Consider the following 15,966-nt stretch of genomic DNA (forward strand, 5'->3'; position numbering starts at 1 on the left):
TTCTTATATTACTGGAAAACAGACATCCGAGTAAATTTTTAAATAACACTTTAGTCAACCATAACGCTCTATCAGCAAACCTTATCTCGAACAACACGCCTACATTTGAATAATTTTTTTACATATTTATCTTTTTTTGTACTATCCTTGATATGAAGGCAACAAATTACAAAAGGAAGTTTACTATGAAAAAGATTATACCAATGTTGTTTTTCATAGGGATATCAACCACTATGATGGTAGGTTGCACGAATACTCAAGTTGGAACAGCAGTTGGAGCAGCTGCAGGTGCTGGTATTGGCTATGGAGTTTCTGGAGGATCAGCATTAGGAACTGCGATTGGCGCAGGAGCTGGTGCATTGGTAGGTGGCTCCATCGGTCAAGAACAAGACAGACGTGAGTATTATTACTACAGCGGTTACCCCTATTATTACTACTAATCCTACTGGCTGACTAAATTTATTCTTTTTAATAATTTTAGCGCTCTGATAAGAACCTGGTCTTTTCTAAACATAGGGAAGATCAGGATATTCTTTATTTGAGTAAAACTATTGGAGAAACGATAAGGAAAAGAAACGATTACTCCTTTGAAAAAATCCTGCCACTAAAATTAAACAACTCATCAAAAATTTTTGTTAACAAATAATAAGGCATTATTAAAAATCCATTGCTATAATCAAGTCATGGAAAACAATGACAAGGATAGTAAATATGAAACTGAAGAATAAAGTCGCTATTGTAACAGGGGCAGCAAGCGGAATTGGTAAAGAAATTGCCCTTGTTTACGCTAGAGAAGGGGCAAAGGTAGCAATCGCTGATCTGAATCTTGATCAGGCAAGTCATGTAGCAGAGGAAATCAAATCATCAGGCGGACAGGCAATGGCTGTTGCCATGAATGTAACCGATGAAACACAAGTCAATCAGGGTGTGGATAAAGTAGCCAATCACTTTGGAGGAGTTGATGTTTTAGTCAGCAATGCTGGCATTCAAATCATCGAATCAGTTGATAAATTAGCCTTTTCAGACTGGAAAAAAATGCTCGCTATCCATTTGGATGGTGCCTTTTTAACTACTAAAGCTTGCTTAAAATACATGTATGCCTCAGGCAATGGCGGCAGTATCATTTATATGGGCTCTGTGCATTCCAAAGAAGCCTCTGTACTCAAAGCACCTTATGTGACTGCCAAACACGGTCTTTTGGGCTTATGCAAAGTAGTTGCCAAAGAAGGGGGCACTCACAAGGTCAGAGCCAATGTTATATGCCCGGGATTTGTCCGCACTCCTCTCGTTGATAAACAAATTCCAGAGCAAGCAAAGGAATTAGGCATCAGTGAAGAAGACGTCATTAAGAAGGTGATGCTAAAGGAAACAGTTGATGGGGAGTTCACCACCACAGACGATGTGGCTCAAACCGCTTTATTTTTTGCGTCCTTTGAATCAAATGCGCTTACAGGACAATCATTGGTAGTAAGTCATGGTTGGTTCATGGAGTAAACAACCATGACTCGAACTAAAAAGTCTGCAACACAGGTTGAGTATCCCCACATTGCATGCAGCTTTCAAGGCGGAGGCGCTTTGGGCGCTTATCAGGCAGGAGTATTGCACGCTTTAAATGAAGTGGGATACCACCCTCATTGGTACGTGGGAACCTCAATTGGAGCAATTAACGCTGCCATTGCTGCAGGTAACTCTGATAAAGAGCGGATAGAAAAAATGTATCAATTCTGGGAATCTATCGCTACTCCTTCTGCCGTCAATGAATCAGCCCTTCTCGATGATCAGATAAGTCGAAAAGTTCAACACTTAATTGCTGCTCATTCGGCTTTACTCCTGGGCCAGCCCGGTTTTTTTGTACCTCGTTTCCCTTCTCCGGATTTCGGTTGGCATAACAGTCCTGATTTATTAAGTTATTATGATACTTCTCCCCTGCATAACAGTTTGGAAAAGTTTATCGATTTTGATCGCCTGAATAACAATAAGGTAACACGAATCAGTGTAGGAGCCGTTGAGGTAAGTAGCGGCATGATGACTTATTTTGATTCCTATAAACAAAAAATTGGGCCTGAACACATTATGGCGAGCGGCGCGCTTCCTCCTGGCTTCCCGGCGGTTAAAGTCGATGGTAAATATTACTGGGATGGTGGCATATCAAGTAATTCACCAGTCAATTATATCCTCAATCATAACAATCAAAAACAGCTGCTTTGTTTTATGATTCATTTGTTTGATTCTTTTGGTATGGTTCCCACCTCAATGGATGAGGTATTAAAACGTAAAAAGGACATTGAGTTTTCAAGTCGGTTTATAAAATTAATCAACCTTCACAAGGAAATTTATGATTTAAGAAACACGATTCATATTTTATCAAACCATATTTCTCCAGAGGAAAAATCAAAACCTGAAATAAAGGAATGTATTAAAAAGGGACACCCTTCCTCTATTTCACTGATTCGATTTTTATATGAGCACGATGAAACGGAATTGTCTTCAAAAGATTACGAATTCTCCATGAAATCCATTCATGAACGCATTCAAAAAGGTTATGATGATGGTAAAAAAGCGATAAAAAAATCGCCATGGAATCAATCAGTCCCAATGACTGAAGGTATAGCACTGTATGACATGTCTACCAAAGACACTATGAAAAAATATCAAGATTAATTAATTGGACACCAGGTACTATAGGATAAGGATATGTTAATTATAGTAGGCTATATTGTAATACTACTCTGTGTGTTTGGTGGATTCAGCCTGACAGGCGGCCATCTCGCCGCTATCTTTCAACCCGTTGAATTATTGATAATTGGAGGGGCCGCTATAGGTTCCTTTATCGTTGGTAATAATATTACTGTTTTAAAATCTGTGCTAAAAGCTCTGCCTGCTACATTTCGCGGTCAGAAATCAGCAAAGCAAGCATCCAGTGATTTGTTAAGCCTTCTATATCATTTACTCAGCAAAGCACGGCAACAAGGATTAATGTCACTGGAAACTGACATTGACGAACCAGATAAAAGCCCCATTTTTACCAGTTATCCTAATTTAATGAGTAAACACCATTTAATAGAGTTTATTTGTGATTACTTAAGATTGATTATTACTTCAAACATGCAGCCGTTTCAATTGGAAAGCTTGATGGACATGGAGATTGAATCTCACCATGAAGAAGAAATGATCCCGGCCAATGCCATCACCAAACTGGCTGATGCCATGCCTGCTTTTGGTATCGTTGCAGCAGTATTAGGTGTTGTCCATACCATGGAATCCATCAGCTTACCTCCCTCTGAATTGGGAGTTTTAATCGCCCACGCGTTAGTGGGAACCTTTTTAGGTATTTTAATCGGTTATGGTTTTGTTGGGCCTATCGCTACCGCCATGGAACAAAATGCCAATCAAAATCAATTAATGCTGCAATGTATAAAAGTTACCATACTGGCAAGTTTGCACAACAATCCCCCTATTATTGCTACTGAATTTGGCCGTAAAGTATTATTTACGTCACAAAGACCTTCATTTAATCAGTTAAATGATGAAATAAAAAATGCCAAAACCGCTCAAGCAACAACTCAAAACTCTGAAACAACAGAAGCTACGTCCAGTTAGGTTACAGCCATGAGCGAAATAAACGATATCAGCGACCCAATCAAAGATGATCTGGAAAAAAAGGACAAACGGGAAAAAAAAGAAAAAACCGCTCACTTTACTCCTGTCATTAAAAAAATCAAAAAAAATGATCATAAGCATCATGGTGGTTCATGGAAAATAGCCTTTGCTGATTTTGTAACTGCGATGATGGCCTTCTTTCTGCTCATGTGGTTAGTTGCTTCATTAAACAAAGCCCAAAAAGCAGGTATTGCCGAGTATTTTAAACAACCAATGAAAGTAGCACTGTTTGGTGGAGAAAGTATGGGGAATAGAAAAGCAACGATTAAAGGAGGAGGCCCTAATATTGAAGACACAGATGGCCAGGTTTCTGCCACTAATAAACCTTTAATCAATGAGAGCATAGCAAAAGATAAAGAAATTGTTGAATCTCAAGCGAATGAAATAAAAAAACTTGAAGAGTTGAAAGCAGAGATCAATTTAAGCATGGAAAAAGATCCCTCTCTTGCTGGTCTAAAAAAACAACTCCTGATGGATGTGGTTTCCGATGGATTGCGTATTCAACTGATAGACAATCAGAAAAAACCGATGTTTGATGTGGGCTCTGATAAAATCAATCCCGAAATTGAGCCCATCCTTGCCAATATCGCAAAACTACTCAATTCTGTACCCAATAAAATAACCATTCAAGGCCATACTGATGCCAATCCTTATCATAATCCTGATGAGTTGGAGTACACCAACTGGGAATTATCTGCGCAAAGAGCAAATGCAGCAAGACGCGCACTGATAAAAGCTGGCATGGATGAAAACAAAGTCATGACTGTCACAGGTTATTCTTCCACTGTTCTTCTCGATAAAGCAAATCCCTACAACCCTGAAAATCGGCGTATTAGCATCATTGTCATGAAAAAAGGGGCAGAAAACAAAATCAAGGTCAATAAATAATTTGGCATCCGCTCAAGATTAACCCTGCTTTTGAGAATTTGTCATTAAAATTAATACTATTTTCTTTGCAAATTAACATTCACAATATCAGAACTCATAATGCATTCACCATCTTGATTAATCATAAGATAAATTCTGGTATCACCATTTTTATACAAATGAAAAATAATTCGATAAATGGTTACCTCCCCCCCTTCAATCTGAACTGTTTTGGGCTTCATATCCGACATAAATGCATAATAATTACTTAAACCGAGCGGATGCAGTGTTTCGCTCCACTTCGTCGATTGTAACTGCCTTAAATGAGCCAGCCCCATATTTCGCTCAAAGTTATAGTCATAATCAACAAAAACCTTTGCGCTATGCAGCAAAGCCGGGCATGAATCACTACGCTCTGTATTGGCTAGAGTAAAAAGAATGCTTGCTTGGGATGGAAGTAAGTGAGAAGGATAGGCTGAATTCAATAAACTCCATGCGATCATAAACAAAATGATTCGTTTCATAACTACTCCATTAATTAAACCTGTTCAAGAAACATTCTTATTACAATACGAATTCATTTGCAACAATTTAAAAGAATAAGATCGGAATGAGCCTTGTGAATTATTAAAGATGGCAAGGCCAGTTGCCTTGTTTCTTACCTTAAATTAATCTCTTGCTTTGTTCGTTTCAGTTGGATATGATTTAGGCCGCAACTGTTGAAATATTGTCTTTGTAGTGTTAATATTGATCAACTTGTGGGGCGCTATTTTACTAGTATTAAAACGAGGATGTTTTTCATGTCATCAAATGAATCTGCAGCTATAGTATCTCCGATAGTCAACGAAAAGCTATCGCAATGGAAAAAACAAGATACGATTTGGATGTTAAGCCTCTATGGCACAGCAATCGGTGCCGGAACCCTTTTTCTTCCTATAGATGCTGGCCTTAATGGCATTTGGCCATTAATCATCATGACAGTTCTCGCCTTCCCCATGACTTATTACTCTCATAGAGCTTTATGTCGTTTTGTCCTTTCAGGTTCATCCTCACACAATGACATCACCGATGTTGTAGAAGAGCATTTCGGCTCATTTGCGGGTAAAATGCTGACTATCCTGTACTTTTTTGCGATTTATCCCATTTTGCTGATGTACAGTGTCGCAATAACCAATACCACAGAAAGTTTCCTGATTAATCAAATGGGAATTTCCCCTCCACCACGAGCTCTTTTAGCAATCATATTAATCCTTGCATTAATGGGTATCGTGCGTTTAGGACAAGAAATTATTGTCAAATCGATGTCAGTATTGGTTTATCCATTTGCCACTATTCTATTTCTGCTTTCCCTTTATTTAATTCCAAATTGGAATAATGCAATTTTTATCCAAAGTAACTCTTTACATGCTAATGGTGGCCATGGCTTATTAATGACTTTATGGTTAATTATTCCAGTGATGGTCTTTTCCTTTAACCATTCTCCTATCATTTCTTCTTTTGCTGTGAATCAAAAGCAGCAATATGGCAAGCAAGCTGACGAGAAAAGTTCATTAATTATGAAATATAGTCACTTGATGATGGTATTCTCTGTGATGTTTTTTGTATTTAGCTGTGTGTTGAGTCTGTCACCTCAAGACCTTTTGCAAGCAAAGCAACAAAATATTTCCATTTTATCTTACCTGGCGAATCATTTTAACACTCCTATTATGGCCTATATTGCGCCTGTTATTGCATTCATAGCCATTTCAAAATCTTTTCTGGGACATTATTTAGGTGCTAAAGAAGGTTTAAGTGGGATTATTGTTAAATCATTAAAATCAACAACAGGCAAAACAATTAATAAAAACTCACTGCATAGAATCATTGAAATCTTTATGATTCTGACTTGTTGGGCTGTTGCTACAATTAATCCTAATATTTTAAAAATGATTGAAACCTTAGGAGGCCCCATCATAGCTGTCTTGTTATTTATCATGCCAATGTATGCCATTGCTAAAGTACCAGCCATGAAAAAATACAGCAATCAAATAAGTAACGTATTTGTTACCATTATGGGGATTATTTCTATCTCAGCCATCATTTATGGCTTAATTTAACAATCAACCCAGTATCCATATATTATTAAGGCGTATTATGCGCCTTAATAATATTGCTATAAATTAGTATTTTGCCTCAATACAATGAACTTAAATTTTATTTTTTGATAGTGATATATCCAAAAATACATTATCCAAAGTACTGCTGTCCCTGGAATCAAATAATGAATGTCTTTTTATATCTTTAACGTCCAGGCGTGCCAACTCCTTATCAATCATATAATCAATCTCGCCTTGCGTTGTAGACCATCCATATAGTCCTCTGATTTGACGAACAATCCATAGCCGACTTCTCAATTGACGTATATACATTAAAGGCGCATTTTCTGATTTTGTTCCCTTACCATCTACTTCCTTTTTTAATTTTAAAAGTATTCCTCTTAAACTGAGATTGTTTTGATTGGCCTTTATAAATTCAGAAATACATTCCACTGCCAACCTCTTTTTGAATTTCAAGCAATACTGATGGTCTTCACCAATATCCCTGAGCACCTCTTTCAGTTCATTATAAGTTTTAGCCTTAATGGCTTTGTTTAGATAAGGAGTATGAAATTGATAGGATCTGATATTTTCAATTTTATCGAATTCTTCAAACTGTTTTGTCCGATTGGCTCCATTAGCCAATAAATGTTTCATAATAAAACGATAATCTTTACGCACATCAGCAGGGTGAGCTTTAGACTGCCCAGCCATCTGCAAAGCGATATCCAAAGGAGTTTTTCCTGAGCTATTTTTAGTGTTGATGAATTGTCCATACATGCCAATCGTCTCGTCATAACGATAATCGCCTAACTTCATTGCTATATGCAGTGGAGTATCCCCATCCTCAAAAACAGCGGAACAACAAAGGTTATGGTTATAATCTAAGGATTGTCTAATTTCATTTTCAAAAGAATATCTCTCTTCTTCTGGCAAGTTATTCAGGATTTCATGACATAATAAATCTCGTTCTTTTCCATTTTGGGAAAGAATAAAATCACGAAAGTCTTGTAGAGAGAATAGCATCGCCTTCAAACGCGCCTGTCTAGCCAGCATCGCTTGAATGACTAGAGAAATATGTGCCCTGTCTGAAGAATTATTCTCATCAAAACAGGCCTTTAAGGTGACCTCCATTTGAGACTGAGATATTAAAATATGCTTGTAAAAAGACCGCCATTTAGCTTTGTTAAATTCCTCCACTTTAGCTAAGTCAGCAAAAGCCTGAATTTCAGCATAAGTACGATAATCTTTATTATCCCAAGGTTTATAAAAAAAGCTGGTTTTGGTTGGCCAATAACCATTAGCAGAGTATTTTAAATTAGGAAATTTCAACAAGTCTTCTTCAGTGATATCAAAAGCACCACATCCATCAAACAAATGGCAGAATCTTCTTGTTGTAAATGACATGATGCTGTCAACAAACATTAAATCATGATCGATTTTGAAAAAGACAACTCGCGGTTTTCCTTTTTTCTTCACCAAATAAAAACCAAAATTCCCTTTATGCAAATCATCCTCTTCCAACGTGTACGAAGTTGCCAATATACTTGCCAAAGAGGCATAATCTATGCTCAATTTATTATTTTTTTCTGCCGCCAGTAATTGATTAAAAAAACCTTGAGGCAATTTATCCAGGAAATAGAAAGGTATCTCATTTGAGCTAGTCACCTGCTTTTCAGTATAGTCACACCCATTCCTTGGAGCATTCAATGTATAAAACGGCTGCTTCAATCCTTCTTTATTTTCAATCACATAATTTAAATGCTCTACTATCAATCCCTGTACTTTATTAGCATCATTCACTACCATTTTTTGAAAAGAAGTTAATCCATTATCTAAAAATAATCGAGCTAACTGACTAAATGCCACTTCCATGCGAGATAAGTTAGCATTACCAAACTTATTTTTCTTATAAATAACTCTAAAATGTTTTTCAGACGGATCAGAAGGATAATAAACCGCATCAAGATAAACTTCATGCCCTGAAAAAGAAGGGGCACCCAGATAAATATCTTTAAGATTATAAACTCTAGGCATAGACCGGAATAAAAACCAATAAATTAGACTATAATTTTATCACAATGTTCCAATCAAAACAATGTACAAAAAAAATACACAAGGTATCAAATTTTATCCAAATCATCGGGTTGTATTTGTAGGTTCTCATCTTGGACATTAAAGTTTTTTTCTTCACCCAAGCGAATTTGTAAACCCACATTATTTTTTGAATCAGCGTACTTAATCGCATTCTCTTTGGTAATTTTTCCTTCTTTATATAAATTAAACAAAGCCTGATCGAAAGTCTGCATTCCTTGTTCCGTACTTCTCGCCATAACTTCTTTAATATCGTCTATCTTCCCTTTTTCAATCAAATCAGAAATATATGGAGAGTTAATCAAGATCTCCACCGCTGCGACACGCTGATTATCTATTCCTGGTATCAAACGTAATGAAATGATTGCTTTTAAATTAAGAGATAAATCTAACAATATTTGTTGTCTTGCCTCATCAGGGAAAAAATTAATCACTCTATCCAGCGCCTGATTGGCGTTATTGGCATGCAAAGTAGAAATGCACAAATGTCCTGTTTCAGCATAGGCTATGGCGTGTTTCATTGAGTTAAGATCACGAATTTCACCAATTAATATCACATCAGGTGCTTCTCTCATTGCATTTTTCAACGCATTGTCATAGCTTAGAGTGTCAATACCTATCTCACGTTGATCAACTATTGATTTTTTATGCTGATGTATATATTCAATAGGATCCTCTATTGTTAAAATGTGCCCCCTGTGATTTTCATTGCGGTGGTTGATCATTGCGGCCAGAGTAGTTGATTTACCTGAGCCCGTAGATCCAACAACTAATACTAAACCTCGTAACTCCAAAACCAAAGACTTTAAAATTTGGGGAAGATTTAAATCTTCTATAGAAGGTATTTCGCCCTTGATGTAACGCACTACCATAGCCACTTCACCACGTTGCCTGAATAAATTGATGCGGAAACGTCCTACCCCAGCTAACGAAAAAGCCATATTGAGCTCCATTTTCGACTCAAATTCTTTTTGCTGTGCGTCATTCATAATAGATAAAACAATTTCTGCCATTTGATTCGATTTGATAGGTACCTGGCCAACAGGTGACGTGACTCCTTCGATTTTAATATTCGGCGGCGCCCCGACACTGAAAAACAAATCTGAGGCACCTTTATCCACCATGAGCTTAAAAAAAGGAGTAATATCCATAAGTTAACTCAAAATATTATTATATTCTTAAGTTTAGTAGAGACTCCTGAATTTGCTAAGTTCTGTTTTTTGATTATTTTTCTGATTGTTTAACTCAATAGAGGTACAGGGGTTTCCAGTTGACTGTTCCTATGCTCCAATTCCGCCTTACAAACTTCTAAAAAACCTTTTTTTGCGGTAAGAGCTTCTTCTGAAGACATGCCCATCCTCGATACCTCAGCATATAATTTACTTAAAAACTCAGCGCACTCGAGATCAGAGTGCTCTTCATGCAACCTCTCCACACGTTGCTCGTTTTTATCGTTATCAATTAATTGATTGCTTAGTACACTTGGAGATAACATGCCTTGCAAATAAGGAGTATAAAAAGGAGACATGCTCAGACGCTCAGTACCATCGTCCTTTCCGGGAGTGCAATAGAATCTCTCCAATGCCTGCTTATACTTTGACACCCTCTCCACACCCAAAAACTGATCATAATGAACTATGCCCGCGGGAAAATTTTTTCCCAAATGATTTCTGGGAGTAATATTCATCTCTTTTAAGAAAGACATGAATCCCTTTTCAAAATTTGTAATCCCTGGTGCTTCAGGATGAGTGACTACGTCTATCGCTAAAATACGCTCTTCATCTGACGAAGTAAAACTGGTTGATAATCCGCCGTTAGTACCCTTAATATAACGGACATAAATCGCATAAGTGACAGGAAACTCCCCTTTACTACCCGCCTCGTTCAACATGGCTTCCATTTTTTGTAAAATCAGCTCCAATTTTTTACCTGCTTCGTCGTCTTTGACTGGAATCAAATAACTCACATCCCTCATCTCTTTTGGAAAAGCTACCTGGGGATGGGTAATATGATTTTCATAATCTACTTTGGGTGCAGTACCACGAGTACCTGTGACTACTGCTGCGGACAGCAACATAAAAGAAGGTAATAAATGCTTTAATCCTGAATCCAGTAAAAAGTCCATCACTGAGGCACCAATACGAACTTGTAACTCTTGAGCAAAAGAACGAATGTCTGGATCATAGGGCGCTTTTTCCTTTTTGCCTGGTTTGTCTGTCGTATAATTCCATTGACGAATTTGCCATTTGGAAACCAGTTTATCCGATTCTGGACATCCGTAACTTGGCATTCCCATAATACTGATGTATTGATTATTCTTTAATATATTACTTAACTTGCCTGTCATTGCTTTGGTATTGGGGAATAATTCTATTGTTTCACATAAATTGAAGGCCTTAACCGTCCGTAATTTCATGCTGACGACAATGCCCAACAACCCGCTATGACCACCTATCAAATCTTTAAAGTCAGGATGGTCGGAATTTATTTCACGCAGATTGCCATCCATATCACAAACTGTCACTGATTCAATTAAGCCACTGAATGCCGGTTCATCACGCCCCGTACCATGTCCCGCTGTTCCAGCCAAACCAACAGGAGTCACCCAGGAAATCATGCTCACAGTTGACAAGGATAATTGATGATTTCGCAAAAAATCGGCAAAATCAGCCACTTGCATCCCTGCACTCACTTCCACCAAAGTCACAGGAAGTTTATGGATGGGATTGTCTGGATTAAAAACAGGAGGGTTCTTTAATGGGCCAATCACTTTTGCGTGATGAAATTTTTTTGCAAAACGGATAATTACATCGGTACCTGCCGTATCAGGAAATGCTTTACCCCCTACAACTTGAGAAAAAGAAAACCCTTCATTGTACTGACTCTCTTGAGCTTCGCTCCAAGGAAAAAAACAACAGCTATTACCGGGTTTATCAGTCCATCCAGCAGTAGCCCGCACAGTCACCTTCTCTTCGGGTTCCCTGTCAGAATTCAATTCCTTAATCGCTTTAATAACTGTCTGAACCTCTTTTTCATTCTTAACTTCGACTACAATAGCAGCTGGATTATTAACACTCTCCATGTAGTTAGACCAACCAACAGAATGAGAGATCTTGTTTTGATTCAGAATTTGAATGAACTTGCTTTTTAACTCCATAGGTAACGTCATAATTACTCCTTGTAATATTAATCCTCAAACGGTTAAACATGGAAATAAGGGATGATCCATACTTGTGCCTGCTGGTAATTCGTCCGTCAAACCAGGAAAATCAGGTGAAGTAGTCCATGCCCTGGGAGCATGCGTAATATCATCACCTAAAAAACGCACAGAAAATACTCTCCTTCTATGCCTTCCCTCGACTCCTCTTGCCATATGTAAAGTCAGCATATGAAAACAGACAACATCTCCGGGCTCAATTTCCCATCCAATAATTGGATACCTCGCTCGTGCCTCTTCTATAGGAGGCAACTCCTGCAAACTTCCTTCAGGAAACCATTTTGCCTGATTGTCTAAAAAGGTTCTTGGCATTAACCAGGGGCCCAAGTGAGAACCGGCTACAAACTCCAGAGTTGAAGAACGACTGACAGGATCCACCGGGATCCAGAAACTGCAGTTTTGTCTTCCCTCAATATTATAATAGGGTTGATCCTGGTGCCAGGGTGTAACCTGACGTGTCCCTGGTTCCTTTACCAACAAATGATCATGATACAACCGGACTGTTTTGCTTTGCATAATTTGAGCGGCAACTGCTCCTAAATTCGTGTCAAAGATAATTCGCTGATAAAAAGGATTTTTTTGCCAGGTACAAAAATCCTCAACAAAATAGCCAGGATCATCTGGTCTGCTAGCTACCTTGGCACGGGAACTTAAGGAAGATAAGTTAAATTCTATGCCTTCCTTTAGGATAGCAATTTCATCCGCATTTAAAAATTGGCGAAGACACACAGCACCATCGTGATTAAAATCGTGGATGATGTCTTCATTCACCTTGTATTCAGGCATGCTTGCTTTTTGATAACTCACATTTTCTCCAATACATCTCGCAAATGTTTAACCGGCTCTATCACCATAGAATCCAGTTGCTGCTTGGGGGCATTGGCAAAAGGAACTATAGCACGCTTGAATCCATGTTTTATAGCCTCCTTAATGCGTTCCTGACCACTTTGCACTGGTCTGATTTCTCCTGCCAATCCCACTTCACCGAATATGATGGTTTCACTATCAAATATACGATTACGCAAACTGGAAATCACTGCCGCCAACAACGCCAAATCACTCGCTGTTTCCGTTACCTTTACCCCCCCGACTACATTGATAAAAACGTCTTGATCGTAAGTAGCAATGCCTCCATGGCGGTGTAAAACGGCTAACAAAATCGCCAGGCGATTATGCTCTAGCCCTGCAGTAACGCGTTTCGCTTGCTGGCCGTGGGCCTCATCAACCAATGCCTGTACTTCTACCAGCATAGGCCTTGAACCTTCCCATGTCACCATCACTGCACTGCCTGGTGTAGGTTCAGGTTGACGAGATAAAAAAATAGCTGAGGGATTGGCTACTTCCTTCAGACCTTTGTCAGTCATGGCAAATACACCTAATTCATTGACTGCGCCAAAACGATTTTTAATGGCGCGAATGACCCTGAAACGGCTATCGTTCTGCCCTTCAAAATAGAGAACACTATCCACCATATGTTCTAATACTCGAGGTCCAGCTAATGTTCCTTCCTTGGTGACATGACCTACCAGGAAGACCGCCGTATTGCTCATCTTGGCATAACGCACCAATTGTGCCGCTGATTCCCTCACTTGACTAACTCCTCCCGGCGCAGAGCTTATGGCTTCAGTAAATATGGTTTGTACCGAATCGACGACAATAATGCGCGGTCTTTCCTTTTGAGCTTGAGCAATGATGGATTCAACCTGTGTTTCTGCTAATAGCCGCAATCCAGCCAAAGGCAATCCCAATCTTTGGGCACGCATGGCAACTTGTTGTAATGACTCTTCCCCTGTCACATACAATACTGTTTCTTGCATGGATAAATTAGCGAGAGTTTGCAGCAGCAAGGTAGATTTACCGATCCCCGGATCCCCTCCAATCAAAACAACCGAGCCATAAACCAGACCGCCTCCTAAAACCCGATTGAGCTCGGATATGCCACAGTCCATACGCACTATTTTATCCATGACGACGTCTTCGACGGAAGTAATGACAGAACGTTGATTTGCCCATTGCCCACTTCGTAAAGTCCTGCTTTCTGGCACAATCCCTTCTTCAACAATGGAATTCCAGGCACCACATTGAGTGCATTGTCCTGCCCACTGTTTAAAAACGGCCGCGCATTGATTACAAACAAATTGGGTTTTCACTTTCATAATTTTTGCCTTGATTAAAGCATTTGATTTGATACCATTCATGATAACTCGCGTTGAAAATATTTACCTTAAATAATTTTTTAAACGAACCAAGACTTATCTCATCTTGAATAGCCCCTTTTCTCTTATTGCACTCAATTTACGAAATATTTATTAAAACTTTACTTTTCAAAAACACTATCTTGCCTTATTATTTGCCGAAGTGATTTTTTTATAAAAACCGAGGATAAAATTATGGCAAAATTCACCGTAGGTCAGGATCCAGTTAAAGGTTTAACTGAACTTAAGGCGTACATGGAAGAGCAAACATCAAAAATTAAAAAAGCAACCACAGAACAGGAAATAGATCAGTTACTCGTAGACACTTTGAATGAGTACGATGATAAAATGGGTTCACTATCAAAAATTTACAAAGGTGGAAATGAGCAAGTTGAACAGCTAAAGATTGACGTAAGAAAACTTTATGAACCTTTACGTGATCAATTTAGTCATAACCATCCACAAACACTGGTTGGTGAATTTCAAATAAAATTAGAAGAGCAACGCAAACAGGCTAAAGAAGAAATGCGTAAGCTGGAACAACAGCGCGAAGAACAATTGAAACTGGAAAAGCAACTTGAAGAAGAAAAGCAAAAACTTGCTAAGCAATATGAAGAAGAAAAACCTACGCTTGAAAATCAACAGGAAGAAACTATAAATCAAGCTCTCCAGAAAGTTGATGGAATTCTTCAAGAACTCACACTCAAAATAGACAGAGTCGATCAACACCAGTATAAAAAAGCACACGACACAGCAAATACACTGCTCAAAAGTCTTATAGCTGCTCGCGATGAGTATGAACGAGACTTAAGAGCCAATGAATTTTCTCAAGAACTTGCTGGAAGAAAATTTAAATTAGCTTGTCAAGATGCAGTAAAAATAGCTAAACCGGTTTTAGAAAAAGACTTAGGCTGGGGGGACTACCTGAAAAATCTTTTAAAGTGCTTAGGCAATGCTGTGATTACCATCTTTACATTTGGTGGTCAACAAGGTTTCTTCGCTTATGCACGCCCAGATTCAGCTAAAGCGGTAGAAAAAGCTGAAGAAGATTTGGGGCTTCGTCAAACTGCTTCATCACCCCAATAATTAAACCTCAAACAAAAGCCTGACATTCGCTTGGCTTCACGATGTTTAAATGCGAATGTCAGGTTTTTTTATAGAATCCAATCTGCCTCTTGACCAGCAAATGCCAAAAAGATCTTGCTCTCCAATTGCGCCTGATTCCCGCAGACTTATCCGACAAACAATATGACTTCATTTTAAATTGATTAATTCAATACCCAGCACTATGCATTAATACTTATCTAATAAAAAAGAATATGAGAATATTTGCTTTTCAATTGTTTGTTTTTGATTTAACTTAACCTAAGGGATTATTTTAAAATGTGAGGTCAAAATCATGCCTGCTTTCAAAAAAGGACAAAATCCAGTAACAGAACTTACTAGATTAAAGGAGTATATGGAAGACCAAATAGCGAAAGCAAAAGAGTCCTCCTCTTTAACAGCGCAACTAAAATTCCTGGAAAACGCCCATACAGAACACTTTGTCAAAATGGGTTCTCTAACCACAATTTACAAAGGCGGCAGTGAAGTGGTTGATCGCTTGAAAATTGAAATCCGTGCTTTGTATGAAGAAATGATTGCGTTAAAAGATCAATGTCGAGACCAGATTCAACAACACGATACATCTATGAAACACAGCCCCGCCTTCTTCACTACTAAGAATAAAAATACAAAGACTGAGGAAGTTGATATAGATTTTGACAAGGCATTCGGATTTTAAACGCTGTTCACTACTCAATGTTGGTCTTTGATATTAAGTAAGCAAAGCCCAACATTAAGCACTGGATTTCCTTTA

The 15,966-nt window shown here is 38.3% G+C and carries 14 protein-coding genes; 8 read left to right on the forward strand and 6 right to left on the reverse strand.

The annotated features are described in order from the left end of the window. Nucleotides 1-185 precede the first annotated feature (185 nt). The 5 genes from EL201_RS11615 (at nucleotide 186) to motB (ending at nucleotide 4,548) form a co-directional block, all read left to right on the forward strand. Complete coding sequence (locus EL201_RS11615; RefSeq protein WP_027222410.1) at nucleotides 186-440, forward strand: YMGG-like glycine zipper-containing protein; 255 nt, start codon at nucleotides 186-188, stop codon at nucleotides 438-440. 271 nt (nucleotides 441-711) lie between these two features. Further along, nucleotides 712-1,494 (forward strand): 3-hydroxybutyrate dehydrogenase, encoded by a 783-nt coding sequence (locus EL201_RS11625; RefSeq protein WP_027222411.1) that lies wholly within the window; start codon nucleotides 712-714, stop codon nucleotides 1,492-1,494. A 6-nt stretch (nucleotides 1,495-1,500) separates the two neighbouring features. After that, nucleotides 1,501-2,661 carry a patatin-like phospholipase family protein gene (locus tag EL201_RS11630; RefSeq protein WP_027222412.1) on the forward strand — a complete coding sequence of 387 codons (1,161 nt, stop codon included), beginning with the start codon at nucleotides 1,501-1,503 and terminating at the stop codon, nucleotides 2,659-2,661. Between the two features lie 33 nt (nucleotides 2,662-2,694). Beyond that, nucleotides 2,695-3,600, forward strand: a complete 906-nt coding sequence (gene motA / locus EL201_RS11635; RefSeq protein ID WP_027222413.1) for a flagellar motor stator protein MotA — start codon at nucleotides 2,695-2,697, stop codon at nucleotides 3,598-3,600. Between the two features lie 9 nt (nucleotides 3,601-3,609). Then, a complete protein-coding gene (gene motB / locus EL201_RS11640) occupies nucleotides 3,610-4,548 on the forward strand; it encodes a flagellar motor protein MotB (protein ID WP_027222414.1) in 939 nt (312 codons plus the stop codon). A 56-nt stretch (nucleotides 4,549-4,604) separates the two neighbouring features. Here motB and EL201_RS11645 read toward each other — a convergent pair whose 3' ends face one another. Beyond that, nucleotides 4,605-5,051 carry a hypothetical protein gene (locus tag EL201_RS11645; RefSeq protein ID WP_027222415.1) on the reverse strand — a complete coding sequence of 149 codons (447 nt, stop codon included), beginning with the start codon at nucleotides 5,049-5,051 and terminating at the stop codon, nucleotides 4,605-4,607. A 276-nt stretch (nucleotides 5,052-5,327) separates the two neighbouring features. On the opposite strand from EL201_RS11645, the gene EL201_RS11650 reads away from it, so the two are divergent. After that, nucleotides 5,328-6,623, forward strand: a complete 1,296-nt coding sequence (locus EL201_RS11650; protein WP_027222416.1) for a serine/threonine transporter — start codon at nucleotides 5,328-5,330, stop codon at nucleotides 6,621-6,623. Between the two features lie 90 nt (nucleotides 6,624-6,713). On the opposite strand, the gene ankK is transcribed toward EL201_RS11650, so the two are convergent. From ankK to radA, 5 genes are all read right to left on the reverse strand, one after another. After that, on the reverse strand, nucleotides 6,714-8,639 hold the full coding sequence (ankK, locus tag EL201_RS11655; RefSeq protein ID WP_027222417.1) for a Dot/Icm T4SS effector AnkK/LegA5: 1,926 nt from the start codon (nucleotides 8,637-8,639) through the stop codon (nucleotides 6,714-6,716). An 86-nt stretch (nucleotides 8,640-8,725) separates the two neighbouring features. Next, nucleotides 8,726-9,847: a PilT/PilU family type 4a pilus ATPase gene (locus tag EL201_RS11660; protein ID WP_027222418.1), complete on the reverse strand. Its 1,122-nt coding sequence runs from the start codon at nucleotides 9,845-9,847 to the stop codon at nucleotides 8,726-8,728. A gap of 89 nt (nucleotides 9,848-9,936) precedes the next feature. Then, entirely contained in the window at nucleotides 9,937-11,865 is a 1,929-nt protein-coding gene (locus EL201_RS11665; RefSeq protein ID WP_027222419.1) for an FAD-binding oxidoreductase, read from the reverse strand. Nucleotides 11,866-11,889: 24 nt separating this feature from the next. Further along, nucleotides 11,890-12,720, reverse strand: a complete 831-nt coding sequence (locus EL201_RS11670; RefSeq protein WP_027222420.1) for a phytanoyl-CoA dioxygenase family protein — start codon at nucleotides 12,718-12,720, stop codon at nucleotides 11,890-11,892. After that, on the reverse strand, nucleotides 12,717-14,069 hold the full coding sequence (radA, locus tag EL201_RS11675; RefSeq protein WP_050598309.1) for a DNA repair protein RadA: 1,353 nt from the start codon (nucleotides 14,067-14,069) through the stop codon (nucleotides 12,717-12,719). Before radA ends, EL201_RS11670 begins: the two co-directional genes overlap by 4 nt. A gap of 234 nt (nucleotides 14,070-14,303) precedes the next feature. Here radA and EL201_RS11680 point away from each other — a divergent pair, with 234 nt between their 5' ends. Continuing rightward, on the forward strand, nucleotides 14,304-15,194 hold the full coding sequence (locus EL201_RS11680) for a lpg2327 family Dot/Icm T4SS effector (RefSeq protein ID WP_027222422.1): 891 nt from the start codon (nucleotides 14,304-14,306) through the stop codon (nucleotides 15,192-15,194). 313 nt (nucleotides 15,195-15,507) lie between these two features. Next, the gene (locus EL201_RS11685) at nucleotides 15,508-15,891 is read left to right on the forward strand and encodes a hypothetical protein (RefSeq protein ID WP_027222423.1); all 384 of its coding nucleotides are present in this window, start codon (nucleotides 15,508-15,510) and stop codon (nucleotides 15,889-15,891) included. Nucleotides 15,892-15,966 lie beyond the last annotated feature (75 nt).

The sequence above is a fragment of the Legionella pneumophila subsp. pascullei genome (assembly GCF_900637585.1).
GTDB classification, from domain to species: Bacteria; Pseudomonadota; Gammaproteobacteria; order Legionellales; family Legionellaceae; genus Legionella; species Legionella pascullei.